24 protein-coding genes, 3 tRNA genes and 1 riboswitch are annotated in these 25,734 nt (G+C 59.6%); of the genes, 18 read left to right on the top strand and 9 right to left on the bottom strand.

Translation table 11 applies throughout. From position 1 onward, the window contains the following. The first annotated feature begins 48 nt into the window (after positions 1–48). The 9 genes from recF to ACIOJF_RS06810 all read left to right on the top strand — a co-directional run bounded on the left by recF (position 49) and on the right by ACIOJF_RS06810 (position 7,994). Positions 49–1,212, top strand: coding sequence for a DNA replication/repair protein RecF (gene recF / locus ACIOJF_RS06850; RefSeq protein ID WP_402741391.1), 1,164 nt, complete (start codon positions 49–51; stop codon positions 1,210–1,212). Continuing rightward, on the top strand, positions 1,205–1,762 hold the full coding sequence (locus ACIOJF_RS06845) for a DciA family protein (RefSeq protein ID WP_402741390.1): 558 nt from the start codon (positions 1,205–1,207) through the stop codon (positions 1,760–1,762). Before recF ends, ACIOJF_RS06845 begins: the two co-directional genes overlap by 8 nt. A 342-nt stretch (positions 1,763–2,104) precedes the next feature. After that, a complete protein-coding gene (gyrB, locus tag ACIOJF_RS06840; protein WP_402741640.1) occupies positions 2,105–4,108 on the top strand; it encodes a DNA topoisomerase (ATP-hydrolyzing) subunit B in 2,004 nt (667 codons plus the stop codon). Positions 4,109–4,166: 58 nt separating this feature from the next. Next, the gene (gene gyrA, locus ACIOJF_RS06835) at positions 4,167–6,794 is read left to right on the top strand and encodes a DNA gyrase subunit A (protein ID WP_402741389.1); all 2,628 of its coding nucleotides are present in this window, start codon (positions 4,167–4,169) and stop codon (positions 6,792–6,794) included. Beyond that, positions 6,791–7,399 carry a DUF3566 domain-containing protein gene (locus ACIOJF_RS06830; protein ID WP_105658687.1) on the top strand — a complete coding sequence of 203 codons (609 nt, stop codon included), beginning with the start codon at positions 6,791–6,793 and terminating at the stop codon, positions 7,397–7,399. Before gyrA ends, ACIOJF_RS06830 begins: the two co-directional genes overlap by 4 nt. Positions 7,400–7,521: 122 nt before the next feature. Then, positions 7,522–7,595, top strand: a tRNA-Ile gene (locus ACIOJF_RS06825). A gap of 31 nt (positions 7,596–7,626) precedes the next feature. Beyond that, positions 7,627–7,746: a DLW-39 family protein gene (locus ACIOJF_RS06820; RefSeq protein ID WP_219844366.1), complete on the top strand. Its 120-nt coding sequence runs from the start codon at positions 7,627–7,629 to the stop codon at positions 7,744–7,746. 7 nt (positions 7,747–7,753) lie between these two features. Further along, positions 7,754–7,826 (top strand) — tRNA-Ala (locus tag ACIOJF_RS06815). A gap of 95 nt (positions 7,827–7,921) precedes the next feature. Further along, positions 7,922–7,994, top strand: a tRNA-Ala gene (locus ACIOJF_RS06810). Between the two features lie 67 nt (positions 7,995–8,061). Here ACIOJF_RS06810 and ACIOJF_RS06805 read toward each other — a convergent pair. After that, positions 8,062–9,204 (bottom strand): glycosyltransferase family 4 protein, encoded by a 1,143-nt coding sequence (locus ACIOJF_RS06805; RefSeq protein ID WP_402741388.1) that lies wholly within the window; start codon positions 9,202–9,204, stop codon positions 8,062–8,064. A 109-nt stretch (positions 9,205–9,313) separates the two neighbouring features. Between ACIOJF_RS06805 and ACIOJF_RS06800 the strand changes: the two genes are divergently transcribed. Both ACIOJF_RS06800 and ACIOJF_RS06795 read left to right on the top strand, forming a co-directional pair. Then, on the top strand, positions 9,314–10,285 hold the full coding sequence (locus ACIOJF_RS06800; protein WP_332594769.1) for a bile acid:sodium symporter family protein: 972 nt from the start codon (positions 9,314–9,316) through the stop codon (positions 10,283–10,285). A gap of 129 nt (positions 10,286–10,414) precedes the next feature. Further along, entirely contained in the window at positions 10,415–11,281 is an 867-nt protein-coding gene (locus ACIOJF_RS06795) for a DMT family transporter (RefSeq protein ID WP_105658702.1), read from the top strand. A gap of 6 nt (positions 11,282–11,287) precedes the next feature. Here the strand turns inward: ACIOJF_RS06795 and ACIOJF_RS06790 are convergent, their stop codons facing one another. Beyond that, entirely contained in the window at positions 11,288–11,494 is a 207-nt protein-coding gene (locus ACIOJF_RS06790) for a hypothetical protein (RefSeq protein ID WP_105658684.1), read from the bottom strand. 171 nt (positions 11,495–11,665) lie between these two features. Here ACIOJF_RS06790 and ACIOJF_RS06785 point away from each other — a divergent pair, with 171 nt between their 5' ends. After that, positions 11,666–12,211, top strand: coding sequence for a peptidylprolyl isomerase (locus ACIOJF_RS06785; RefSeq protein WP_105658683.1), 546 nt, complete (start codon positions 11,666–11,668; stop codon positions 12,209–12,211). 237 nt (positions 12,212–12,448) lie between these two features. Further along, the gene (locus tag ACIOJF_RS06780) at positions 12,449–13,168 is read left to right on the top strand and encodes a rhomboid family intramembrane serine protease (RefSeq protein WP_166650743.1); all 720 of its coding nucleotides are present in this window, start codon (positions 12,449–12,451) and stop codon (positions 13,166–13,168) included. Positions 13,169–13,649: 481 nt separating this feature from the next. On the opposite strand, the gene ACIOJF_RS06775 is transcribed toward ACIOJF_RS06780, so the two are convergent. After that, positions 13,650–14,267: a LysE/ArgO family amino acid transporter gene (locus ACIOJF_RS06775; protein WP_402741387.1), complete on the bottom strand. Its 618-nt coding sequence runs from the start codon at positions 14,265–14,267 to the stop codon at positions 13,650–13,652. A 76-nt stretch (positions 14,268–14,343) separates the two neighbouring features. Between ACIOJF_RS06775 and ACIOJF_RS06770 the strand changes: the two genes are divergently transcribed. After that, positions 14,344–15,222, top strand: a complete 879-nt coding sequence (locus ACIOJF_RS06770; protein WP_105658680.1) for an ArgP/LysG family DNA-binding transcriptional regulator — start codon at positions 14,344–14,346, stop codon at positions 15,220–15,222. Between the two features lie 5 nt (positions 15,223–15,227). Continuing rightward, a riboswitch (guanidine-III (ykkC-III) riboswitch) is annotated at positions 15,228–15,293 on the top strand. An 11-nt stretch (positions 15,294–15,304) separates the two neighbouring features. Continuing rightward, entirely contained in the window at positions 15,305–15,622 is a 318-nt protein-coding gene (locus tag ACIOJF_RS06765) for a multidrug efflux SMR transporter (RefSeq protein WP_105658679.1), read from the top strand. Positions 15,623–15,682: 60 nt separating this feature from the next. On the opposite strand, the gene ACIOJF_RS06760 is transcribed toward ACIOJF_RS06765, so the two are convergent. Continuing rightward, complete coding sequence (locus ACIOJF_RS06760; protein ID WP_105658678.1) at positions 15,683–15,940, bottom strand: cell division protein CrgA; 258 nt, start codon at positions 15,938–15,940, stop codon at positions 15,683–15,685. 221 nt (positions 15,941–16,161) lie between these two features. On the opposite strand from ACIOJF_RS06760, the gene ACIOJF_RS06755 reads away from it, so the two are divergent. Genes ACIOJF_RS06755 through ACIOJF_RS06745 form a run of 3 tightly spaced genes read left to right on the top strand, consistent with a single transcriptional unit; the run spans position 16,162 to position 17,755 of the window. Next, positions 16,162–16,935, top strand: a complete 774-nt coding sequence (locus tag ACIOJF_RS06755) for a class E sortase (RefSeq protein ID WP_105658677.1) — start codon at positions 16,162–16,164, stop codon at positions 16,933–16,935. A gap of 8 nt (positions 16,936–16,943) precedes the next feature. Next, positions 16,944–17,114: a hypothetical protein gene (locus ACIOJF_RS06750; protein ID WP_013347422.1), complete on the top strand. Its 171-nt coding sequence runs from the start codon at positions 16,944–16,946 to the stop codon at positions 17,112–17,114. Continuing rightward, positions 17,111–17,755, top strand: a complete 645-nt coding sequence (locus ACIOJF_RS06745) for an aminodeoxychorismate/anthranilate synthase component II (RefSeq protein ID WP_105658676.1) — start codon at positions 17,111–17,113, stop codon at positions 17,753–17,755. The genes ACIOJF_RS06750 and ACIOJF_RS06745 overlap by 4 nt, the downstream gene beginning before the upstream one ends. Positions 17,756–17,764: 9 nt before the next feature. Here ACIOJF_RS06745 and pknB read toward each other — a convergent pair whose 3' ends face one another. Genes pknB through ACIOJF_RS06720 form a run of 5 tightly spaced genes read right to left on the bottom strand, consistent with a single transcriptional unit; the run spans position 17,765 to position 25,731 of the window. Further along, positions 17,765–19,684, bottom strand: coding sequence for a Stk1 family PASTA domain-containing Ser/Thr kinase (pknB, locus tag ACIOJF_RS06740; protein WP_105662198.1), 1,920 nt, complete (start codon positions 19,682–19,684; stop codon positions 17,765–17,767). Next, the gene (locus ACIOJF_RS06735; RefSeq protein ID WP_105662197.1) at positions 19,681–21,489 is read right to left on the bottom strand and encodes a protein kinase domain-containing protein; all 1,809 of its coding nucleotides are present in this window, start codon (positions 21,487–21,489) and stop codon (positions 19,681–19,683) included. Before ACIOJF_RS06735 ends, pknB begins: the two co-directional genes overlap by 4 nt. Next, positions 21,486–22,946 (bottom strand): penicillin-binding protein 2, encoded by a 1,461-nt coding sequence (locus ACIOJF_RS06730; protein ID WP_105662196.1) that lies wholly within the window; start codon positions 22,944–22,946, stop codon positions 21,486–21,488. Before ACIOJF_RS06730 ends, ACIOJF_RS06735 begins: the two co-directional genes overlap by 4 nt. Then, a complete protein-coding gene (locus tag ACIOJF_RS06725; RefSeq protein ID WP_105658672.1) occupies positions 22,943–24,340 on the bottom strand; it encodes an FtsW/RodA/SpoVE family cell cycle protein in 1,398 nt (465 codons plus the stop codon). Before ACIOJF_RS06725 ends, ACIOJF_RS06730 begins: the two co-directional genes overlap by 4 nt. Further along, positions 24,337–25,731 (bottom strand): PP2C family serine/threonine-protein phosphatase, encoded by a 1,395-nt coding sequence (locus tag ACIOJF_RS06720; protein WP_105658671.1) that lies wholly within the window; start codon positions 25,729–25,731, stop codon positions 24,337–24,339. The genes ACIOJF_RS06725 and ACIOJF_RS06720 overlap by 4 nt, the downstream gene beginning before the upstream one ends. Positions 25,732–25,734 lie beyond the last annotated feature (3 nt).

Here is a 25,734-nt window from a genome sequence, read left to right as displayed (position 1 = left end):
TGGTGGATGGCTAAAGCCATCCACCACCTTCTTTCTGTCAGGACCTCGGTGTATATCTCGCAGCTTTCACTCACGGGCTTCCGCTCGTATGCGCAGGCCGACGTGCACCTGGCCCCTGGGATCAACGTTCTGATCGGCCCCAACGGCGTCGGCAAAACCAATATCGTTGAGTCCGTTGGCTATTTGGCCAATCTCTCTTCGCATCGCGTGAGCAATGACGCCCCTTTGCTGCATTTCGGTTCTGAGCGCGCGCTGATCCGCGGCACCGTGCATCGCGGCCCGCAAACCACAGTGATCGAGGTCGAAATCACCAGTGGCAAGATCAATCGTGCCCGCATCAACCGGGCCAACCCGGTTCGCGCTCGGGAGATCCTGGGCATGGTGCGCACCGTGCTCTTCGCCCCGGAGGACATGGCGCTGATCAAGGGCGACCCGTCCAACCGCCGCAAGTTCTTGGACGAGCTCCTGGTAGCCCTGCGCCCGGTAGAAGCCGGCACCAAGAACGACTACGACCGCATCGTGAAGCAACGCAATGCCCTGCTCAAATCCATCCGCGGCAAGTCCAAGCTGAGCACCTCGCAGGAAAACACCCTCAAGGCCTGGGATCTGCAGTTGGCCTTGACGGGCGCTCGATTGATCCGCGGACGCCTTGACGTCCTGGCCTTGATTCGCCCGTACATGCAGGCCGCCTACGCGGATTTGGCCGATGGCGCGAAGGAAGCGCGCGCCGTCTACCGGTCCTCGCTCGAGGGCGAACTCGATGAATACAGCCTTCCGGCAGAGGACCTTGAATCCTTGGACCAAGAAGAAATCCAGGAACTGCTGCTGAACGCCATTGAAGTTAATCGCAGTCGGGAAGTCGACCGCGGAATTTCGCTCTTTGGACCGCACCGGGACGATCTGACCCTGATCCTGGGACCGACCCCTGCCAAGGGCTATGCCTCGCACGGGGAAACCTGGTCCTTTGCCCTGGCCCTGCGCCTTGCCGCCTACCGTGTTTTCGGCGATGACGATCCGCGCCCAGGTTCCGGACCCATCCTGATCCTTGATGATGTCTTTGCCGAACTGGACACCACCCGTCGTGATCGTTTGGCGCATATCGTTGCCGGAGCCGAGCAGGTTCTGGTGACCGCCGCCGTTGTCGAAGATGTTCCAGAAGCACTGAAGGGACATTTCTTCCAGGTCTCCCCTGGCCAGGTTGTCGATGCATGAGCCATCAGAACGGGATGAACACCGCTTCGATCCAGAGATCGATGCGGCCAAAGCACTGCTCAACCGCATGCGGAAGCTCGCCGAAGAACGTGGCGAGAAGCGCATAGATGCGGCGCGCATAGACAAAGTGCGCAAGCGAAAAGCCGCCCGCCGCGGATTCGCCGCTGAAAAGCCGGAATCCGCCGAGGGGGCGATCCGCGATCCGCGCGCCATCGGCGAAGTAGTCTCCCGCTTGTCCAAGTCCCGCGGCTGGAACACCCAGGTCGCGGTCGGATCGGTACTCGGCCGCTGGCCCGACATCATTGGCGTGGAGAACGCGAAGCACTGCAAGCCGGAATCCTTTGAAGACACGGTGGTGGTGATGCGCTGCGATACAACAGCGAGAGCTGCGCAAATGCGCCTGCTCAGCCACGATATTCTGAAGAAATTCGATGCCGAGTTGGGTCCCGGGATCGTCACCGTGATCAAGGTGCTCGGGCCTAATGCTCCCTCCTGGCGCCATGGCATGCGTTCGGTGGCCGGCCGGGGTCCACGCGACACATACGGGTAGAAATTGCTGGCACGGCATATGGCGCACTCACGGACCCGGAGGGTGGATCCCCCCACACTTGATCGCCCCAACTGCCTCAGAACGTCAATTAGCAGCTTTTGGTGGGCGATTTAGGCCTCAAAGTCACCGTTTATTTTGGTCTACGCGGTAGAATTAGAGGTAGTGAAATGACTCCGCTGCGGGCTTGCCCGGGGCGGTGTCCCTCCAGACCATGATTGCCTGACGCGCTGAATCCATCGCAGCGGGCAATCGCGCGCCAAATCCGAGGAGTTCGTAGCACCCGTGTCTACCGAAAATGCTTCACCGCAGGAACCGGCTGAAAGCCAAGCCCCCGCGGAATCGATGACTTCCAAAGTCGAACACACTTACGGCGCCCAGGATATTACCGTCCTCGAAGGACTCGAAGCGGTACGCAAACGCCCGGGCATGTACATCGGTTCCACCGGCCCTCGAGGCCTGCACCACTTGGTCTACGAAGTCGTCGACAACTCCGTCGATGAGGCGCTGGCTGGCTACTGCGACACCATCAACGTCACGCTGCAGGCCGATGGCGGCGTGCGCTGTGAAGATAACGGCCGCGGCATCCCAGTAGACATCCACCCAACCGAGGGCAAGCCAACCGTAGAGGTTGTCATGACCATCCTGCACGCAGGCGGCAAGTTCGGCGGCGGCGGCTACGCGGTCTCCGGCGGCCTGCACGGTGTGGGCATCTCCGTGGTGAACGCCCTGTCCGAGAAGGTCGACACCATCGTGCGCCGCCAGGGCCATGCGTGGCGCATCGGCTTCGGCAACGGCGGCCACACCGTCCAGGAGCTGACCAAGGGCGAAGAAACCGAGCTGACCGGCACCAGCCAGACCTTCTACCCGGATCCGGAAATCTTCGAGACCACCGAATTCGATTTCGAGACGCTTCGCGCCCGTTTCCAGCAGATGGCCTTCCTGAACAAGGGCCTGCGCATCACCCTCACCGATGAGCGAGTGCAGGACAACGAAGAGCCCGAGGCCGAGGTCGAGGAGGAAATCGAGAACCAGGTAGTCAAGCCGCGCACGGTGGACTACCTGTACAAGGACGGCCTGCTGGACTACGTCAAGCACCTGAACGCCGCCAAGAAGATCGAACTGGTCCACGACGAGGTCATCGCCTTCGAATCCGAAGATGCTACCCGCGGCATCAGCCTGGAAATCGCGATGCAGTGGACCAGCGCCTACGCCGAATCCGTGCACACCTACGCGAACACCATCAACACCCATGAAGGCGGCACCCACGAAGAGGGCTTCCGCGCGGCCCTGACCGGCCTGCTCAACCGCTACGCACGCGATAACAAGATCCTGCGCGAAAAGGACGACAACCTCACCGGCGAGGACGCCCGCGAAGGGTTGACCGCCGTGATTTCGGTCAAGCTCTCCGAGCCCCAGTTCGAGGGCCAGACCAAGACCAAGCTGGGCAACTCGATGGCCCGAGGCTTCGTCCAGGGCGTGGTCAACGAGGAACTGGGCGACTGGTTCGAGCGCAACCCGAACGTGGCCCGCGACATCATCCGCAAGGCCCAACTGGCTTCGCAGGCCCGCATGGCCGCCCGCAAGGCCCGCGACAACGCCCGCCGCAAGTCGCCGATGGAATCCTTCGGCATGCCGGGCAAGCTCTCGGACTGCTCCTCGAAGAACCCTGCCGAGTGCGAAGTGTTCATCGTGGAGGGCGACTCCGCAGGCGGCTCCGCCAAGCGCGGACGCGACCCGCACACCCAGGCCATCCTGCCGCTGCGCGGCAAGATCCTGAACGTGGAACGTGCCCGCCTGGACCGCGCGCTGGGCAATGCCGAAGTGCAGGCGATGATCACCGCCTTCGGCACCGGCATCGGCGAAGAGTTCGACATGGCCAAGCTGCGCTACCACAAGATCGTGCTGATGGCCGATGCCGACGTGGACGGCCAGCACATCACCACGCTGCTGCTGACCTTGATCTTCCGCTTCATGCGCCCGCTGATCGAGCACGGCTACGTCTACCTGGCAGCCCCGCCGCTGTACCGCATCAAGTGGTCCAATGCGCCGCATGACTACGTGTTCACCGACAAGGAACGCGACCAGGAGCTGCTTGCCGGCCAGGCCGCCAACAAGCGCCTGCCCAAGGACAACGGCATCCAGCGCTACAAGGGCCTGGGCGAGATGGACTACTCGGAACTGTGGGACACCACCATGGATCCGGAGCACCGTACGCTGCGCCAGGTCACCATGGATGACGCGGCCGCCGCGGACGAGGTGTTCTCCGTGCTGATGGGCGAGGACGTCGAGTCCCGCCGTAACTTCATCCAGCAGAACGCCAAGGACGTGCGCTTCCTGGATATCTAGCCGGCCGCCGCCACCACAGATATCCACCGAAGACTTTTTTGACTTGTAAGGGAAGAAATTGAGCGACGAGCAAACCCCTGAGAACGCACCAATGGACGGCGAGATCATCGAGCCGGTCCCAGAAGGCGGTCGCATCGACCAGATCGACCTGCAGACCGAAATGCAGCGTTCGTACCTCGACTACGCCATGGCCGTTATTGTCGGCCGCGCGCTGCCGGATGTGCGCGATGGCCTGAAGCCGGTGCACCGCCGCGTGCTGTACGCAATGTACGACGGCGGCTACCGCCCTGAGCGCTCGTACAACAAGTGCGCCCGCGTGGTCGGCGAAGTCATGGGCCAGTACCACCCGCACGGCGACACCGCGATCTACGATGCGCTGGTCCGCCTGATCCAGGACTGGGTCATGCGCTACCCGCTGGCCCTGGGCCAGGGCAACTTCGGCTCCCCGGGCAACGACGGCGCCGCCGCCCAGCGTTACACCGAAACCAAGATGGCCCCGCTGGCCATGGAAATGGTCCGCGACATCAACGAGAACACCGTTGATTTCCAGGACAACTACGACGGCAAGAACCAGGAACCAACGGTTCTTCCGGCGCGTTTCCCCAACCTTTTGGTCAACGGCTCCTCCGGCATCGCCGTGGGCATGGCCACCAACATCCCGCCGCACAACCTGCGCGAAGTCGCCGAGGGCGTGCAGTGGTACTTGAAGAACCCGGAAGTTTCGCGCGAGGAGCTGCTCGCCGAGCTGATGCTGCGCGTGAAGGGCCCGGACTTCCCATCCGGCGCCATGATCCTGGGCACCAAGGGCATCGCCGATGCCTACCGCACCGGCCGCGGCTCGATCACCATGCGCGCAGTGGTCAACGTGGAGGAAATCCAGGGACGCACCTGCCTGGTGGTCACCGAACTGCCGTACATGGCCAACCCGGATAACCTCGCGGTGAAGATCGCCGAACTGGTCCGCGACGGCAAGATCGCCGGCATCGCCGACATGCGCGACGAGACCTCGGGCCGCACCGGCCAGCGCCTGGTCATCGTGCTCAAGCGCGATGCCGTGGCCAAGGTAGTGCTGAACAACCTGTACAAGCACACCGAGCTGCAGTCCAACTTCTCGGCCAACATGCTCGCGATCGTCGACGGGGTGCCGCGCACCCTGCCGCTGGATGGATTCATCCGCCACTGGGTCACCCACCAGATCGAAGTGATCGTCCGCCGTACTGAATACCGCCTGAAGAAGGCCGAGGAAGAAGCCCACATCCTGCGCGGCCTGCTCAAGGCCCTGGATGCCCTGGACGAGGTCATCGCCCTGATTCGCCGCTCGGCTACCACCGAGGCGGCGCGCGACGGGCTGATGGAGCTGCTGGACATCGACGAGGCGCAGTCCCGCGCCATCCTCGACATGCAGCTGCGCCGCCTGGCCGCCCTCGAGCGCCAGAAGATCCAGGATCGCCATGCCGAGCTCGAGCGCATGATCGCCGAATTCCAGGCGATCATCGCCGATCCGGCACGCCAGCGCCAGATCGTCTCCGAAGAACTGCAGGAAATCGTCGACAAGCACGGGGACGAGCGCCGTACCAAGGTGCTGATGGGCTACGACGGCGACATGAGCGTCGAAGACCTGATTCCCGAAGAGGAAATGGTCGTCACCATCACCCGCGGCGGCTACGTCAAGCGCACCCGCATCGACAACTACCGTTCGCAGGCACGTGGCGGCAAGGGCATCAAGGGCGCGAACCTGCGCGGGGACGACGTGGTGGAGCAATTCTTCGTCACCTCGACCCACAACTGGCTGCTGTTCTTCACCAACCACGGCCGGGTTTACCGCACCAAGTGCTACGAGCTGGCCGAGGCCGGCCGCGATGCCAAGGGCCAGCACGTAGCCAACGTGATGGCCTTCCAGCCGGACGAGCACATTGCCCAGGTGCTGGACCTGCGCACCTACCAGGATGCGGCCTACCTGATGCTGGCTACCCGCAACGGCTTGGTCAAGAAGACCCGCCTGGAGGATTACGACACCAACCGCACCGCCGGCGTGATCGCGATCAACCTGCGCGAGGACGATGAACTGGTCTCCGCGCAGCTGGTCAGCGAATCCGATGACGTGATGCTCGTCTCACGCAAGGGCCAGTCGGTCCGCTTCACCGCCACCGATACCGCGCTGCGCCCCATGGGCCGTGCAACCTCGGGCGTGACCGGTATGAAGTTCCGCGAAGACGATGAACTGCTGGCAGCCGATGTGGTCCGCGAAGGCTCCTATGTCTTCACCGTGACCAACGAGGGCTACGCCAAGCGCACCACCGTCGAGGAATACCGTGTGCAATCCCGCGGTGGTTTGGGCATTAAGGTGGCCAAGCTCAACGAGGAACGCGGTGAGCTGGTTGGCGCGCTGATCGTCGACGAGACCGATGAGGTCTTGGTGGTGATGGGCTCGGGCAAGGTGGTCCGCTCGGCCGTTTCGCAGGTTCCTTCCAAGGGCCGCGACACGATGGGCGTCATCTTCGCCAAGCCGGACAAGAAGGACCGGATCCTTGCGGTTGCCAAGAACTCTGAGACTGAGCTCGAAGAGAACTTGGAGGAAGATGCCGTAACGTTGGACGCAGAAAACACGATCGATGAGTCATCGGCTGTGCCAGAAAACGAATCCGGCGCGGAAAATGATGACAACACTAACGGAGGTAACGCATGAGCACGCCCTCGACGCCACGCCCCAGCGGCGGTGCCCCGAAGAGCGCAGCGCCGCGACCTACCCAGGTAAAGCGTCCAGCTCCGACCGGTACTGGCGCCCGTCCGGCTAGCGCCGGCGCACGACCAGCAGCAGGCCAGGCACGTCCAGCGGGCCAGCGCCCGACAGGAGCGCCGCAGCGCCCAACCAGCCAGCAGCGTCCGGCCAATGGCCAGGATCGCCTGGTTCGTCCAGCGCCCAAGGCAAAGGTCCGCAAGGCCCGCCTGCTGGTTTCCAAGGTGGAGCCTTTCTCGGTTCTGAAGCTGGCCTTCCTGCTCTCGGTAGCTTTCGGTGTGATCACCGTGGTTGCCGCCGTGGGCATCTGGGCTGTCTTGGATCTGACCGGAACCTTTGATGCGTTCAACCAGCTGATGCGCGAGGCCATTGGCGCCGACGGCAACTTCGACCTGCGCGACACCATGTCGCTAGGCCAGGTGGCTTCCTACGCGACGATCATCGCAGTGGTGAACGTAGTGGTAATTTCCGTGGTCTCCATGCTTGGCGCGGTGCTGTACAACATTGCTGCTTCACTGGTCGGCGGAGCCGGAGTGACCCTCACCGACGACTAGGAACACCCCAAGTCGAGCCCGGGATTCATGCTGTGATGCATGACACCCGGGCTCGATTTGTATCTTTGGGAGAACACCGGTAAAGTTTTATTTCGTTCCGAAGGGAACAAAAACAAAAGCAAGGGCGTATAGCTCAGGCGGTTAGAGCGCTTCGCTGATAACGAAGAGGTCCCAAGTTCAAGTCTTGGTACGCCCACGGAAACCTTGCTGGAGAGAAAGAGGGAGTAATGAAAAAGTTCCTGGTTCTCGCATCGATCGCGGCTGCTGCAGTAGTCTTGGTCAAGAAAGCGAAGGCTTCGTCGGAAACGAAGGAAACCTGGCATCAGGTAGCCGATAAAGTTTCCTAAAGCTTTTGGGGCCTTAGCTCAGTTGGTAGAGCGTCTGCTTTGCAAGCAGAATGTCAGGAGTTCGATTCTCCTAGGCTCCACAAAAGAAAGTGGCGGAAAGTGAAAACTTTCCGCTAATTCTTTTTGATTGATTCGGATGAATTGATCTTGGAGTGGAAACTTCAAAATTGAATACGGGGCCTTAGCTCAGTTGGTAGAGCGTCTGCTTTGCAAGCAGAATGTCAGGAGTTCGATTCTCCTAGGCTCCACATTTGCCAAAAGGCGGAAAGTGAAAACTTTCCGCCTTTTGCGTATCCAGAAGAAAATTCTATTTCGCTAGTGCCGGATCCGGGCCATCCGGACATGCTCATAGTGTCCAATAAGCTGCTCGCCAATGCTGTGCCAGGACCGATCCTGGACACTGCTAAGCGCAGCGCTGGCAAAAGCCAGCCGTTTCGCATCGTCATAGGCCAAGTCGCTGACCCGACTGCGCAGCTCACTAAGGTTTCCTGGCTGATAGAGCCAGCCCGTGCGCGAGGAATCCACCAGATCCAGCGGTCCCCCACGGCCTACGGCCACGACAGGCACACCACAGGCCATGGCTTCCTGAATGGTCTGGCAAAAGGTCTCTGAGGCGCCAGGATGCACAAAGATGTCCAGCGAAGCCATGACCTCGGCCAAGCGTTCCCCGGAAAGGAAACCGGTGAAGTGGGCGTTGGGCAAAAGGCTGCGCAGTTCGTCCTCGAGTGGGCCGGAACCGACGATCACCAGCCGAGTATTCTCAAGACTCGCCAGGGCCTGCAGGTCCGCGACCTGCTTCTCTGCTGCCAGCCGGCCGACGTAGCCAATGACTACCTCGTCATTCGGGGCAACCGCCTGCCTGAACTGCTCGCTTCGCCGTCTTGGCGTGAACTGCGCTGTATCTACTCCCCTGCCTGAAATGGCAAGCCGCGGAACGCCCAGAGATTCGAGCTGGTGGTAGGAAAACGTGCTTGGAACCAGAGTGAGGTCCGCACCCGTGTGGATCGCTCTGACGTGCTCCCAGAGCCTCTGCGTCAGCCACGGCATTTTGTAGCGTGCCGCGTAGCTGGGAACCTCGGTCTGATACAGCGCCACGGTGGGCAATTCGAGTTCCTGTGCAGCGCGCAGAGCCTGCCATCCAAGGATGAACGGGCTAGCCAGATGAACTACGTCGACGCGCTCTCGAGCCAGCATCTTGCGCAGGCGCGCCACACTGGTGGTAGCGACCCGAACCTCGGGATAGCTTGCCAAAGGCATCGACGGAACTGTGAGGATCTTGAAGCCCTGATAGAGCTTTGGCACGCCATGGCCCGACAGCTCCCCTGCCAGCGAGCCTGCAGGGGTAATGACCACGGCCTCCTGGCCAGTCTGCCTGAGGTGATCCAGCGTCTTGAGGATTGAGTTGGTGACCCCATTGAAATGGGGAAGGAACGATTCAGCGACGATTGCTACCTTCACATCTTCAGCATGCTTTTCGTCAATTACACGCAAGTGAATATGACAAGGGTAGTGGATTAACTTCAGCTGTCTCGTTGTGGCCGCAACTCTTTAGTGGCAAAATACCTAGGTGCCCTATGAACAGTCCAGCCCTTCCGCCGTGGCGGTAAATGCCAATAAGAACGAAAAAGACTCCCGCATCGCGGTGTTGCTATTCCCTGTGCTGATTTTGCTGGGCGGACTGTGCGGAATGCTCGTTCCCCAAGCGTTCGTGGGGTTTTCCGGATGGATAAATCCCCTGCTGATGGTGATCATGTTCTGCATGGGGCTGACGCTGACCTTGCCAGACTTCGCCCTGGTGTTCAAGAACCCGTTGCCGGTGCTCGGCGGTGTCGCAGCGCAGTTCATCGTGATGCCATCCATGGGCTGGCTGGTCGCCACGCTGCTGCAGCTTGAACCTGCCTTGGCCGCCGGCCTGATCCTGGTTGGCTGCGCACCAGGTGGCACGGCATCGAATGTGGTTTCCTACCTGGCTCGAGGCAATGTCGCCTTGTCCGTTGCCATGACGTCCGTGTCGACCTTGCTCGCACCGCTGCTGACCCCGGCGCTGGCCTTGTGGCTGGCTGGCCAGTACATGCCGGTCGATGCTGGATCCATGGCCGTCAGCGTCATCAAGATCGTACTGATCCCTGTGGTCCTAGGCATCGTCCTGCGCATGCTGTTCAACCGGTTCGTGGCGAAGATCGGTGGTGTGCTGCCATGGCTGTCGGTGCTAGCCATCACCTTCGTGGTGACGGTCATCGTCGCGGGCAGTGCACAGACGATTTTGACTGCTGGCCTGCTGGTCCTGGTTGCGGTCATTTTGCATAATGCCCTGGGCCTGGCTTTGGGGTATGCCATGGGTGTCCTGTTGCGCGTTCCCGAAGCTTCCCGGCGCACAATCGCCATCGAAGTCGGCATGCAGAATTCAGGCCTCGCCGGTGGGCTAGCGAAGCAATACTTCTCGCCTGAAGCCGCTCTGCCAGGTGCCGTATTCTCTGTTTGGCATAACTTGTCCGGCGCATTGATCGCAGCTTATTGGCGGAGAAAAGACGCTAAATAGCTCGAGAGTGCGGGCACGGATAAAAGTATTCCATCATAAGAATATCTTGATCTGTCCAAGTATTCGCCGGATCCGGCACGTTCCGAGTTCGAATGAAGCCCATGCGCTGGGAAACTGTAATCTTGGTTGGTGACCATCTTGCTTGCCTTGGTCGGAATTCTCGGGATTTCGGCATCCGGCCCCATTATTGCCGCCTTCCCTGGTGTCCCGGTTCTCTCCATGGCCTTTTGGCGCAATGGAGCTGCGGCGGCCGCGCTCAGCGCACCGGCACTGCGAAAGAACTCCAAAGCTTATCTGCAGATGACCGGGCGAGAATGGTTCTTCACCGGGGTAGCAGGTGTAGCTCTCGCACTGCATTTCGTGTGCTTCATGTATTCGATGCGACTAACCAGCGTGGCTGCTGGAACGGCACTGGTGTGCATTCAAGGTGTCTGGATCGCGATTTACCAGGTTCTTCGCGGAACCAAATATCGAACGCAGGTTTTCCTTGGCATGGGCATTGCGCTGCTTGGTGCAATCATCATCACGGGATTCGACATGGGGCTGGGACGTGATGCCATCATTGGCGACCTCTTGGCACTAGCCGGTGGCGTCTTGGCCGCTGTGTACACGCTGGCCGGATCCGTGGCTCGCAGGACCTTGGGAACTACAACGTATGCCTCGAGCTGCTATGCCATTACCGCCGCAGTGCTGCTAATCCTGTGTTTCCTGACTGGAACGCCGATTTGGGGTTTCGACGCCCGAGGATGGATGGCGATCATTCTGCTGACGCTTTGCGCGCAGATCTTTGGCCATACCGCCATGAATCATTTGCTCAGCGTGCTCGGTCCGCTCACGGTCTCGACGCTGATTCTGCTCGAGATTCCTGGCGCGGCAATCCTGGCGGCAATGTTCTTGGGGCAGGTAGTTCCTATCGCTACCTATGCCGGGTTGGCCGTGATACTTGTTGGGCTTGCCCTCGTGATTCGAGGGCAAGCCCAACCAAAAGCAGCCTAGACGGCTTTATTTGTCATCTTCGAGGATTTCGCGGATTTCTTCCACGCTGGCTTCACGCGATTCAACAGGCTCGTGCGGTTGTGCAGGAAGTGGTTCGTTTTCCCATGGATCCTCAATTGGTTTCGAGGCCTTCCACACAGCTACCAGCACTGCGACAAGTCCCGCAATCAAGCCAACGGCTAGTACTTTTCCTGCTTTGCTCTTCTTGCTCATGCATTGCTCCCGATCCGAAAAAATTCACGCTAACCGACAGTTCAAGACTAGGCAGTTCTATGCCCAGTGGCCAGCAGTATCGGACATGCAACCTAAGAATGGTCCAAATTTTCTCTCAACGCGTACGTCAGTATTTAGCGGGTCGAGCATAGATCATGGAAGAATGAAGGCATGACCGCAAACGCAACTCATAAAGCCACGATTCACACTACTTTGGGCGATATCGTTGTCGATCTCTTCGGCAACCACGCACCAAAGACCGTAAAGAACTTCGTTGGCCTCTCGACCGGTGAGCAGGAGTGGGTACACCCAGAATCCGGTGACAAGAAGACCAACACCCCGCTGTACAGCGGAACCATCTTCCACCGCATCATTTCTGATTTCATGATTCAGGGTGGCGACCCACTGGGCCAGGGCTTCGGCGGCCCAGGCTACCAGTTCGATGATGAGATCCACCCAGAACTGAACTTCAACGAGCCTTACAAGCTGGCCATGGCCAACGCGGGCATCCGCATGGGCCGTGGAACCAACGGTTCGCAGTTCTTCATCACCACCGTTCCTACCACCTGGCTGCAGGGCAAGCACACCATCTTCGGTGAAGTCCTTGACGCTGACTCGCGCAAGATCGTTGACGCGCTGAACGCCGTTGCTACCGATGGCCGTGACAAGCCACTGGAAGACGTCGTTATCAACTCGGTCGACATCGAGACCCTGTAACAACACAGGCGCACCAACCCGAGGCTCTGACGATTCCCTAGCGGCATTGTCGGGGCCTCGAGTATTTAATCCTTCTCCCCCAACTCAAGGCAGGTACTGATGTCCTTTGGACAGGTTTTCCCAGAGGGCCAAGCAACTCCGACGTGCTATCGACACTCGCAGACGGTGTCCTATGTTTCATGCCACCGGTGCGGACGTCCGGTCTGCCCGCAGTGCCAGGTCTCTGCGCCTGTAGGTGTGCAATGCGTAGACTGCGTCGCGCAAGCCAATAAGAACCTGCCGCGGCAGAAGACCCAATTCGGTGGCCGGGCTCGATCCGGTGCTCCTGTTATCACCTACACTTTCATCGGCCTGAACGTGCTGGTGTATCTGCTGCAGTGGATCATCCCTGGATTCACCAATCAGCTTGTACTTGCGCCGGCTCTGGCCGCCTATGAGCCATGGCGCCTGATCACCAGCGCCTTTGCCCACTCCACGAGCTCCTTCTTGCACCTTGCCATGAACATGTACGGCGTCTACATCTTCGGCACCATGCTCGAACCAAGGATGGGACGGCTGCGCTTCACCTGGCTATACCTGCTCAGCGCTTTTGGCGGTTCACTAGGCGTTCTCCTGCTGAGCAACCCGATCAGCGCCACGCTCGGCGCTTCGGGCGCACTGGCAGGCTTGTTCCTCGCAACTTTCGTAGTGTTCCGTTCCAACAAGCAGGCACTTCGCTCCATGGGAATCATCCTGGCGCTGAATGTCGTTCTCGGCTTCGTTATTCCCAGTATTTCGTGGCAGGGGCATCTGGGCGGAGCGATATTGGGTATCCTCGCAGCCTGCTGCATTGTGCTGATCCCGCGAAGTAATCCACAGCGTGCGCGTAACCAGATACTTTTACTCACGGCCTTGTCGATTGCGTTGCTGGCAGCCCTTTACCTCTCCACGGAAGCAGTGAAGTGGCCCTTGGGATAGTTCGAAAAGAAGCAATGCAGTTATCCACACTGCTTATCCACACTGTTAATAACTTACAAGCGTGTAACTCTCGAGGCCTAGTGGTTATTAACAGCCCCAAGACCCCGTGATATCAGGGATATTCGCCTTGGAGTACCCAATACTCACAACCTCGTCCCCAGTTGTGGATAACTTTTTAACAACCCCTGTAGATAGTGCATATACGAATCCACCGACTGTTAATAACTTCGGGTTCGAAAGTTTAAACGAATCATGAGAATCACGGTTCAATAAGCGGAATCACGCCTTATCCACAGCCGGAATCCACAGTGTTAATAACTTACAAGCATGTCATTTCAGTTTCCAATATCCACGTTGACCTGTACTTTATCCGAAAAATCGTGAACTCTACCCAAGTTCTCCCCAGCTGTGGATAACTTTGTGAACAACTGTTTATAAAAGTTGTTCACAGTCACTGTGGATAAGCGTGTTTGCCTGTGGATTACTTGGTGAGAACTGGCAGGATCAGCATGCTGGCAAAGATGAGCATGACGATTCCGATAAGTACATCAAGTACCTGCCACGCCTTGGGGTTGGCAAAGAGCGGGGCAAGGAAACGTGCGGCGTAGGCAAGTGCGAAGAACCAAGTGAAGCTGGCAATGATCGCACCAGTGGCGAAATAGGGTGGGCCTGCGGCTTGGGAAGTAGCAATTGAACCAAGAAGCAGTACCGTGTCGATATAGACATGTGGATTCAGCCAGGTGAGGGCCAACGTCGTTCCGATGATCGAGACGGCTGTTGTTGCACCGGGGAGCCCTGAGACTTTCAGCGCCTCGGGCTTCAGTGCTCGGCGGAAAGCGAAAATCGCGTAGCTTGCCAGGAAGATGAAACCGCCTATTCGCGCAATCACCAATATCCAGGGCGCTCGGTCGACAAGCGCTCCCATGCCGCTGGCTCCGGCGGCAATCAGGATCGCATCTGATAATGAGCACACCAAAGCGGTGATGAAAACATGCTCTTTCCTGATTCCCTGGCGCAGCACAAACGCATTTTGCGCACCGATGGCGACGATGAGGGACAGGCCAGTGGTAAAGCCGAAGAACAAGGATCCAGAGAGCATGTAGAAACTGTAAGAGATTAGCTGATCTGCGTCGAACTTAAGTTTCTGATTCTAGATTAGAGTTCCTAATGTGAACATGGATGTGGAACACCTCGAAACCCTGCTTGCGGTAGTTGATGCGGGAAGCTTCGATGATGCCTCGATTGATCTGGGAGTGACCGCTTCGGCCGTCAGCCAGCGCATCAAGGCCTTGGAGAACCGCCTGGGCGCAGTCCTGCTCGTCCGCAGTCGCCCGGTTAGGCCTACCGAGCATGGACTGAAAGTTCTGCGCTATGCGCGACAGATGACGCTGCTCAGTGCAGAGTTCTCCAAAGAGATAGCCTCCGAAAATCCGATCCCGATCGCCATTGGAGTCAACGCGGATTCGCTCTCCACTTGGTTCGGTCCGGTATTCTACGAGCTCGCGAAGTTCGAAGACCTCTCCTGTGAAATAGTGCGTACCGATGAAAACAGGGGACTGGAGCTACTTCGAACCGGTCGCGTCAGCGCCGTGGTCACCAATGCGGAGGAGAATATCCAGGGTTGCATCAGTGACAAACTGGGTGCACTGCGCTATCGCGCAGCCGCGCAAGCTTCGGTGGTCCAACGCCATGTACCTACTGGGGCCGTGGAAGAGCTCATTCGCACTCCGATGGTGGTCTTCGATCGTGAGGATCCCTTGCAGCATGAGATGCTCCAGCGGGTTGCCGGGGCTAAAGCGCGACCGGAAGGCCAAGTCCACCATGTTCCAGATTCCATGCAGTTCGTTGCGGCCATAGAAGCGGGGATGGGGTGGGGGATGATTCCAGAAACGCAGCTGCAGAAAGCCAGCGGGCTGCAGGTACTCAACGAGCAATGGTTTATCGATGTGCCACTGTATTTTCAGCGCTGGGCTGTGGACTCGCAGATCCTCGCGAGGATAGGTGGCATTTTGGTCACAGCCGCGAGACAGCAAGGCCTGCATTTGCTAGCCTGAGGTGGTCACCAGCAATCATTGCTTGGACCCGGACGAGGGAGCCGTACCCGGAGCGCGACAAGACGGCCAGAAAGTATCTGGCATGCATTGGGTAATTTTGATCGTTTCCGGACTATTCGAAGCGGTATGGGCCATCGCTCTTGGCATGAGCGAGGGGTTCTCCAAACTCGTTCCGACCATCGTCTTCTTCGCGGCGCTGGTTGTGTCCATGGGTGGACTGGCCTACGCCATGAAGGAAATTCCCGTCGGCACTGCATATGCCATCTGGGTAGGCATCGGAGCCTCGCTTGCCGTCATTTACTCGATGGCCACCGGACAGGAAGCCTTCAGCGTACTGAAGATGGTCTTCATTCTCGGATTGGTTGGTTGCATCATCGGCTTGAAAGCCGTCAGCCACTAATATCAAAAGCCGCCATTAAACAACTTCGCCGGCCCCCTCAGCAGGGGGCCGGCGATACGGCTATTTCCAGCCCGTTGTCATGAAAAAGCCGACCATCGCAATACCGAAGCCGACAACGATGTTCCAACCGCCGATATTCGGAATCGGGTACAGGGTCTGCGAAACGTAATAAACGATGATCCACAGCAAGCCCAGAAGCATCAGTCCGAACATGACTGGCTTGTACCAGCCCGGCATCGGCTTATCGATGGCATGGGCGCTCTGGCGCGTCTCCTGCGGCTGTGAATTCTTCTTGCGTCGTGGCTTTGACTCCGGCACTCGAATGCTCCCTCGGCTTCATCTGCTTAATGTAGTAAATGTGGGTGACCTTCAGGTCTTCCCGGTAGGCTTGGGTGCAAGAATGCTGAGAACTGCTTAGTGCATTCCTACGTAGCTTCCATACTAGCCGTTACCCGCTGGAACTCTGGGTTTTGGCCAGTATCGACCCATCTTAGTTGACCTATTTCGCGCATTTCTTTCCCTTAAGGAGCCAGACCGCCGTGAACCGATCAGCCACTGCGCAGGGACGTCGCATGCAGCACCGACGACCGTCGGCAGGAAACCGTATTGCCGGATTCTTTGGCGAACTGCTGATCACCCTTGGCATCTTGCTGATGCTCTACGTGGTGTGGGAACTGTGGTGGACGAATATCGACTCGGCCCAGGCCCAGAAGGAAGTCACCGCAAACCTCGTGCAAGAACTTGGCGAGGTCGTGGTGCCGGAAGGCAACGAGGAGGAAGAGGAGAAGGACTACGGTCCGGCTCCGGTCACGGAATTGGCTCCCGGAGAAACTTTCGGGATCATGTATTTCCCGCGCTTTGGCGCTAGCGGATCGCACCACCCGGTGACCTACGGAGTGGAAGACCACGTGATCGATAACCTCGGCATTGGCTATTACCCGACCACGCAGCAACCGGGGGAGCTGGGCAACTTCGCCGTAGCGGCCCACCGCCAGACCCATGGCCAGGTCTTCTGGGATATTGACAAGCTGCAAGACGGCGACAAGATCTATCTGCAGACTGCACAGGGGTATTACACCTACACCTGGTACGCCACCGAGATTGTGGCTCCATCCAATGGCGATGTCCTGTTGCCTACCCCGCACCAGTGGGGAGTGGAACCAACGAAGTCCATCTTGACCATGACCACCTGCCATCCGAAGTACTCGACCCAGCAACGCATGATCGCGTATTCGGAACTCACCGATTGGCGTCCACTGGATGCAGGTCCGCCGAAGGAAATCCGTGACATGGTCATCGACGCAACGAGCTAGGAGAAGAGATGTACGCCTGGATATTTAGAAATCTGCCCGGCCCTTTGTGGCTTCGTATTTTTGAAGCATTGATTCTCATTGCCGCGATCGTGCTATTACTGATGATGTACGTTTTCCCATGGCTGAACCAGTACATCAGCCCATTCACCGATTCAACGATTGGCCAGAGCACCCCGTGAGCAGCACCAGGATCCTCGTGATCGATAACTACGACAGCTTTGTGTACACCCTCGTGGGTTACCTGCAGGAGCTGGGCGCGGAAACCACCGTATACCGCAACGACGATTTGAGCGTTGGGGAAGCAACTAAGTTGGCTGCGGAATACGACGGTGTGCTGATCTCCCCGGGCCCGGGCGAGCCTGCAGGAGCGGGTGTCAGCATCGATCTGATCAAGTGGTGCGGGCAGCAGCGCAAGCCAATGCTCGGTGTCTGCCTTGGGCATCAGGCGCTCGCTGAAGCCTATGGCGGCACGGTCACGCACGCCGAAGAACTAATGCACGGCAAGACCTCGCTGGTGAGCCACGAAAACCACCCGGTCTTCAACCAGGTAGCCAACCCCTTCACCGCAACGCGCTACCACTCCCTGGCAGCCGTACGCGAGAGCATCCCTGCTGAGCTTGAAATCATCGCTGCTACCGCCGGGGGAGTCATCATGGGGCTGGCGCACCGGGAAGCACCACTATGGGGCCTGCAGTACCACCCAGAGTCGGTGCTGACCGAGCAGGGATACCAGATGCTGGGCAATTGGCTGGAATTCGTAGGACTTCAGGGGGCAGCCAAGAAGGCCACGACCCTGAGCCCGCTCTTCAGCGGAGAGTAGCCTAGCAGCCTATCGGTCGCGCCCGTTTTCCCGTGGCGGGTTAGTCCGATCTGGCGGGCCGTTCCCATTGGAAGGAGCCGGAGCGTCACTGGTAGGCGAAGCACTGTCGGACGGATCATCGGATTCTTCTGAATCTGGAGATTCGGTCTCGCTGGGCGATGGTTCTTCACTTGGTTCTGGTGCCGGCGGAGCCTTGGCCACAGAAATCTTCACCAGGCTTCCCTGAGCCACGTCCTCGGAGGCCTCGGGGGACTGCTTGAACAAGGTTCCCTCAGGGTAGTCGTCGGTTGCCACCTCATCGAACTGAACTTCCAACCCGATGTCGTCCGCAGAGAGCTTCTCTTCAGCTTCCTCACGGCTCATCTCGGTAACGACCGGAACGGTCACCATGCCGGTAGAAAGGATCAGGTCGACTTCGCTGCCGGCCTTCACCTTGGAGCCCAGCTCCGGGCTGGTGCCAATAACCCAGTCGGTTGGAATGGTTGCAGAGTTCTCCCGGCTGACTTCACCCACTTCGAGGCCAGCTTCACGCAGGGCATCGCGGGCAGCCGTCTCGGACTGGTTCGCCAGATCCTTGGGAATCGTGCGCTGTTCCGAACCATCGGAAATGAACAGCGCAACCGTGGATTCCTTGGAAACCATGGACCCTTCTGCCGGGTCGGTTCGGGTCGCCTTGCCCTGCTCTACTTCATCACTGAATTCCCGCTCTACACGCACCTGGAAGGTGGAATCGCGCAGCAATTCACGTGCGTCGTCTTCGGACATCTCCAGGACCTTGGGCACAGCAACTGGGGCACGCTTTTCAGCCTCGGCCTGGATCGAGCGGATCACCAGGAAACTGGCGATACCCACAGCGATCAGGGCAATGATGGTCAGCAGGATGATCAGGCCGCGGTTGGACTTGTGCCGTGCAGGGGCCTCGGGAGCCTCATCTTCGACGAAGACCGGGTGCTGGCTGGTGCCTGGCGCTGACTGCGCGATGAACCCGGTTTCAGTCTCGCCGTGCATGCCGTATATCGGCAAGGTGTAGGTTGATGGTGCCGGTTCGTCATCATGGAATTCAATGCCGTTCAGTGCATCTTCCAACGCAGCCGCGAAAGCGCCTGCGCTCTGGAAACGGTCATCGCGTTCCTTGGACAGAACCTTGGAAACGATCGGGTCGAAGATCGGGTCAACGTCGTGCTTGACCTCGCTGGGCGCTGACGGAATCTCGCCAACGTGCTGGTACGCGACCGAAACCGGCGAATCACCGGTGAACGGGGGGCGCTGGGTCATCAGCTCGTAGAACAGGCAGCCAACAGAGTAGATATCCGAACGGAAATCGACCTGTTCGCCGCGTGCCTGCTCAGGAGAGAAGTACTGGGCGGTTCCCACCACAGCGGCGGTCTGCGTCATTGTCGCCGATGTGTCCAAGGCACGGGCTATGCCGAAGTCCATCAGCTTCACGTGGCCGGCATCGGTCACCATCACGTTGGCCGGCTTGATGTCGCGGTGGACGACATTGTTATTGTGCGAATGATCCAGGGCATTGCATACGCCGCGGGTGACGTGCACAGCGAAGGAAGCGTCGACATCGCCCGAAGCGATCACCTGCTTCAGAGTCCGGCCGGTCACGTATTCCATGACCATGAAGGGCAAGCGCTCACGGCTATGATCGGTAGCAGGCAGCTCGCCGGTGTCGTAGACGGCAACGATATTCGGATGGCTCAGGCCCGCGACGGCCTTGGCTTCACGGCGGAATCGATTGACCACCATGGGGTTGCTTGCGGTATCCGGGCGCAGCACCTTGACCGCGACCTTGCGCGAAAGCACATGGTCGGTGGCAAGATAGACATCCGCCATGCCGCCGCGGCCTACCAGCGATTCGATCTCGTAGCGATCGTTGATCAACCGTGGCAAGCCGGGGGGCAAGGCTTCGACTTCACTCATGGCGCTTCGCTTTGGTCCGGCTCTGCAGCTTCTGGGGATTCAGATGCCGACGGGGTAGCGGACTCGGATGCTTCGGGTTCTTCTGGGCCCATGGAAATATCCAGGGTCACCGTGGTGCCCGGCTCTACTTCGCTGCCGGCTGGAACGTCCTGCGCAAGCACCGTGCCAGCGACCGAAGAGTCATGGCGTTCCTCGCCCTTGGCCACGGCCAGCCCAGCGTCCTGGATGCGCTTCTGCGCAGCTTCGTAGCCCATGCCGGTTACCGAAGGAACGCCAACGGTTTCGGGAGCCATGGCGTAGGTAATCGAAATGGTTTCGCCCTTTTCGACGCTGCCGGTCGGGTTCAGCGAAATGACTTCGCGTGGGTCGTACTCATTGGTTTCCTGCGGGGTCGCGTCAACGACGAGGCCCTTGCCCTCAAGCTCTGCCGTCACGGTGTCGATATCCTGGCCCACCAGCGAGGCCGGAACCTCTACGTAGGTCACGGTTTCACTCGGGGTCGGGGAAGAGGACTCGGAGGTCTCCGATGCTTCGGTGGTTTCTTCCGAAGGATCGGTGGATTCCTCGGTCGGAGAAGGGGATTGGGAAACATCGGTGCTCTGCGTGACCGAAGCCGTCGGCTGATTGTCCTTGTCGCTGCTCATGGCAGGGATCAGCCACGCCAGCAAGGCAATCACGGCGGCCAGCGCGATGATCACGATCAGCGGGACCAGCCAAGGGCTGCGTTTGGCCCCGGCCTCGCCAGCCGGATCCTGGGTATCCACGTCCTCGTCATCGAATCCGCCGGCTGCGGCACTGGACCCGGAGAAACCGCTGGTAGCGCCGGCAGGTTCCACCACGGTTGGCATCGCATTGGTCATTGTCGGCGCGGAATCAGCACGCGGCACCACCTGGGTGGCGTCGTTACCCATGTTGACCACTTGGGTTGCGTCGGTGGCGATACCGGTGGCCAGCATGCCGGGAACGGCCAAGGTCGCGGTATTGGTATCACCGGAGCGCAGCGCATCGGCGGCCTTCGCCAGCGCCGTTGCGTCCTTCGGGCGATCCGACGGGTTCTTGGCCAGCATCGACATGATCAGCTGGCGTACCGGTGCCGGGATGGTGTCCGGCAGCGCCGGGGGAGCATCGTTGACCTGTGCCAGGGCGATGGCGATCTGCGATTCGCCGGTGAACGGGCGGCGTCCTGCCAGGCACTCGTAGCCGATCACGCCCAAGGCGTAGATGTCAGAGCTGCCGGTGGCGATCTGCCCGGTGGCCTGTTCCGGGGCCAAGTACTGGGCGGTTCCCATTACCTGCCCGGTGGCGGTCAGCGGAACCTGGTCAGCAAGCCGGGCAATGCCGAAGTCGGTGATCTTCACGACGCCCGAAGGCATCACCAGGATGTTACCCGGCTTCACATCGCGGTGCACCAGGCCGTGCTCGTGGGCTGCTGCCAGCGCGCGGGCGGTCTGCGCGATCAGCGAGAGCGTACGGTCCACGTCGAGCTTGCGCTCGCGCTCGATAATGGTGGACAGCGGCGGGCCGGGAACCAGTTCCATCACCAGATAGGCGGAGCCCTGTTCCTCGCCGTAGTCGAAGACGCCAGCGATGCCAGGGTGGTTCAGCAGCGCGGTGTGGCGTGCTTCCACGCGGAAACGCGTCAGGAAGCTCTCATTATCGGTGTATTCCTCTTTGAGGATCTTGATCGCTACCAGACGTCCTAGGACCTGGTCTCGTGCCTTCCAAACTTCGCCCATGCCACCGATCGCAATGCGGTCGGTCAGCTTGTAACGACCGCCCAAGGTGGTGCCGGTTACTGGCCTCACTTGTTGAACACCGCCTCTAACATCGTCTTCATAAGTGCACCTGCCGTGTTGTGGCCGGTGTTGTAATCTACGTCTTGAATATTGACCGTGATGGCAACCTGCGGATCATCGGCCGGTGCGAAACCGGTCATCCAGGAGTTCACCATGCGGACTCCGTTCTCTGACGGTCGCTGCGAGGTGCCGGTCTTGGCTCGGAAATCCACGCCGGGAACGCGGGCATTCATGGCCGTACCGCTCACAACCGGGCCTTCCATCAGCTCGGTGAGCTGTTCGGCAACTTCCGGGGTGGTGGCCGTGGAGAACTTCTCCGGCTTCGGGTCCTCGATAACTCGAAGATCCGGCGCGATGACCTTGCCGATCAAATTCGGCTTCATGATCACGCCGTCATTGGCGATGGCCATGGCGGCCATGTTCATCTGCAGCGGAGTAGCCTTGTTTTCCCATTCGCCGATTGCCATCTGCGCCATCTGCGCTTCATTGGCCTCAGCAGAAGGGAACTCGCTTGGAACAACATTCTGCGGGATGCTCAGCTGCTGCCCGTAGCCGAAGCGCTCGGCAACCTCGGTGAAGGCATCCTTGCCGACGGTCTGGCTGATTTCCATGAACGGGGTGTTGCAGCTCTGGGCAAAGATGAACTCGAGCCTTGCCCGGGTATCCCGCGCGCAGATGCCCTCATTGAAGTTGTTCATCTTAGCGGTCGAATGCGGATAATTCACCGACACCGGATTGTCGATGGGGGTTTCCATATCGAACTTGCCTGATTCCAGGGCCGCAACGGTGCTGAGGATCTTGAACGAGGAACCTGGGGTCACCGGGTTGCTGATGGCCGGGTTCCGGTAGGGGCTCAAGCCGTCGGTGTTGCTGATGTCCTTCAGGTTCTGGGCCGCCTGGGAGGTCGAGTGCACCGCCAGCAGGTTGGTGTTGTAGCTTGGCTTGGAAGCCATCGCCAGGATGTCACCGGTCTTCGGATTGGTCACGATGATCGTGGCCTTCAAGTCGTCAGGAATCGCTTCGAAGGCAGTCTTCTGCAACTGCCCGTCAATGGTCAACTCAACCGAGGCGCCTTCGGAACGGGTACCGGTGAACATGGCCGACAAGCGGTCGAAGAGCAGATCCGAGCTCGTGCCGGTCAGCCAGTCGTTCAGCTGCGATTCGAGCTGGGTGGTGCCATTCGCGAGCGAATAGTAGCCAGTCAGGTGGGCGTAGGTTTTCGCGTCGTGGTAAACACGCTGGAATTCGAACTGGCCATCATCGGTCGGAACGGATTCGGCAATCGGCTTGCCGTCGACCAGGATCGCGCCGCGGGGCAGGTCGAACTCGCGGTAGAGTTCGCGCTTGTTCAGCGCATTCTCCGAGAGCGGCTTGGCGTCGAAGAACTGGATGTAGCTCAGTCCACCCAGGCAGATGACGAACAGGACTGTTAGCGCAACCCAAACGCGCTTGATTGCATGATTCACTTTTTCGTCACCGCCTTGGTGCTGGAGGTAAGGGCCGTGCTGGCACTTGCAAATTCATCGGTTGGTCCTACGCCGCCAGTCTTCGGGCGGCGCGAGTTGTGGGAGATCAGGAGCAGCAACGCGATGATGATCCAGTTCGCCAGCAGCGATGAGCCGCCGGCGGCCATAAATGGCGTTGCCAGGCCGGTCAGCGGGATCAGCCGGGTGACGCCTCCGATGATCACGATGCATTGCAGGCCCAGGGTGAAGGACAGGCCTGCAGCCAGTAGCTTGCCGAAGGTATCGGCCGAGCCCAAGGCGGCCCGCAAGCCACGGGAGACCAGCAGCATGTAGAGCAGGATGATCGCGGCCACGCCGATCAGGCCAATTTCTTCGCCGAAGGAGGCAATGATCATGTCGGAGTTGGCCAGCGGAACACGGTAGGGGGAACCCGCGCCCAGGCCGGTGCCGAACAAGCCACCGTCAGCCATGCCGAATAAGCCTTCTACGATCTGCATGCTGCCACCCTTGGCCTGGTAGATCGCAGGGTCAAAGGCGTTGAGCCAGACGTCCAGGCGGCGGGTCACGTGGCCCATGGTCAGGCCCGCGACGATGCCTCCGGCGACAACCATCAAGGCACCGATGAGCACCCAGGAAATACGCGCGGTTGCCACGTAGATCATCACGATGAACAGGCCGAAGAAGAGGATCGCGGAACCGAGGTCTCGCTGCACCACGAGCACGCCGATGGAGAGCAGCCAAGCGATAACCATCGGAGCCATATCCCGCAGGCGGGGCAGCTGCAGCGGTCCGAACTTGCGGCCAGCCATCAGGATCAAGTCGCGGTTCGACGAGAGATAACCGGCGAAGAAGATCGACAAGGTGATCTTCGCGAGTTCGCCTGGCTGCAGCGAGAACATGCCCATGCGGATCCAAATGCGGGCACCGTTGATCGTGACACCCAGTTTGGGAATCAACGGAAGCAGGAGCAATACGACCGATAGCAGCAGGGCGATATAGGTAAACCGACGCAGCAGGCGGTGGTCCTTGATTGCCCAGAGAACGACCGAAGCAATGACGATGGCAATGGCAGTCCAGAGCAGCTGGCGCGCCGACTGGGACGTTCCTTTAGCCAGGTCAATGCGGTGAATCATGGCTAAGCCAAGGGAGTTCAACGCAATCGTAATCGGAAGTATTACTGGATCGGCATATTTGGCGAAGATGCGCAGCAGCACATGAACCGTCAGGGATAGTGCCGCCAGGATGCCCATCTGCACGTAGAAGTCGGTGTTGTCGACATCCTCGGTGGAGCTGCCCACCAGATAGAACGCGGCACCGCCCACGCAGAGGGCCAGCAGCACCAGCAGCAGCTCGAGATTGCGCCGAGGCACCGGTGCGGTTTGCACTTCGGTCATTGCATTATCTCCTGGCAGTAGGCGGGCAGTTCGAGCTGGTTGGCGGAATCCGAGGATCCGGGAACGGTGACCGGGCAGTTCTGCTTCGCGGTGACCAGGAGTTCCTGGATGATCATCTGGGCATGCTGCTGGTTCTCTGCCGAGATGGTCGATTCAACGCGGTGGCGTGAATACTCCGGCAGGGCTTCGAGCGGCACCTTGCTGACTGTGTCGACCTCGGAGAGCGAAATCGGTCCGAGCTCCTGGGGAACGCCCTTGTAGATTGCGACCTTTCCATCGACAGTGCCAACAAAGTACTGGGTCTGGGTCCACATGTAGCCCCAGACGCCCAGGGCAATGACGAAGAAAGCCGTCAAGGTCAGCAGGATCGGCATCATCCAACGGCGCTGCTGCACCGGAGCATCCAGTGGATCCAGCACCTCGCCGGCCGCCGGGGAACGGTGGGTCAGCAAGGCAGCTGCACGGCGTTCGCCGGTGTGCTGGGTCACCACCGGGATCTGGCCGGTTTGCGTCGCAAGCTGGGCGGCGCCCACCAGCAGGTGGGGACGCTGGGAAATCTCATGGCGGAGCAGCGAAGCGCTGGCTTCGACATCGCCTTCGGCGGCAATGGTGAGCTGGCCGGTATCCGGTGCGGGTTCTGGTTCGGCGGGCGCTTCGCCTTCGACGACAGCGTTTTCGACAACCTCGAACATCACCACGGTGACGTTATCCGGCGCACCATTCTTCAAGGTGATGGCAACCAGGTCGTTGACCGCTTCATCCATATCGGCGGTAGTGCGGATGATCTGCTCGATTACCGGAACCGGCACCGCGTCGGTGAGTCCGTCAGAGCACAGCATCCAGCGTTCGCCGGGTTCTGCCTCGAATTGGTCGACATCGAGTTCCGGGGAGGCATCCGAGTCGCCCAGCACGCGCAAGAGCACGTTCTTATGCGGGTGGACCTCGGCCTCGGCCGGCTTGATGCGGCCTTCGTCGACCAGCCGCTGCACGAAGGTATGGTCCTTGCTGATCTGCTCGAAGACCCCGTGCTTCAAGCGGTAGGCGCGGGAGTCGCCGATGTGCGCCATGTGCAGGGTACTTCCCGAGAGCAGCAGGGAAGTGACGGTGGTACCCATCCCCGAAAGCTTCGGGTTGGCGCCGACGAGTTCATTCAGCACCAAATTGGCGGCCTGGATCTCATCCGGCAGGGCATTTTGCGGATCTGCGGTGCCATCGTGGTCCAGATGCACCAAATCAAGCACGGTGGAGGCTGACGCCACGTCACCGCCGACGTGTCCGCCCATGCCATCGGCAAGCACCGCGAGGTACGCGCCGGCGTAGGCGGAGTCGTCATTCTTCTTGCGAACCCGCCCCACGTCGGATTTCGCAGCAAATTTTAGTTTGAGGGCCATAGG

The sequence above is a fragment of the Glutamicibacter sp. NPDC087831 genome (assembly GCF_044742845.1).
In the GTDB taxonomy this organism is placed as follows: Bacteria; Actinomycetota; Actinomycetes; order Actinomycetales; family Micrococcaceae; genus Glutamicibacter.
This window is presented reverse-complemented; position numbering and strand designations above follow the sequence as displayed.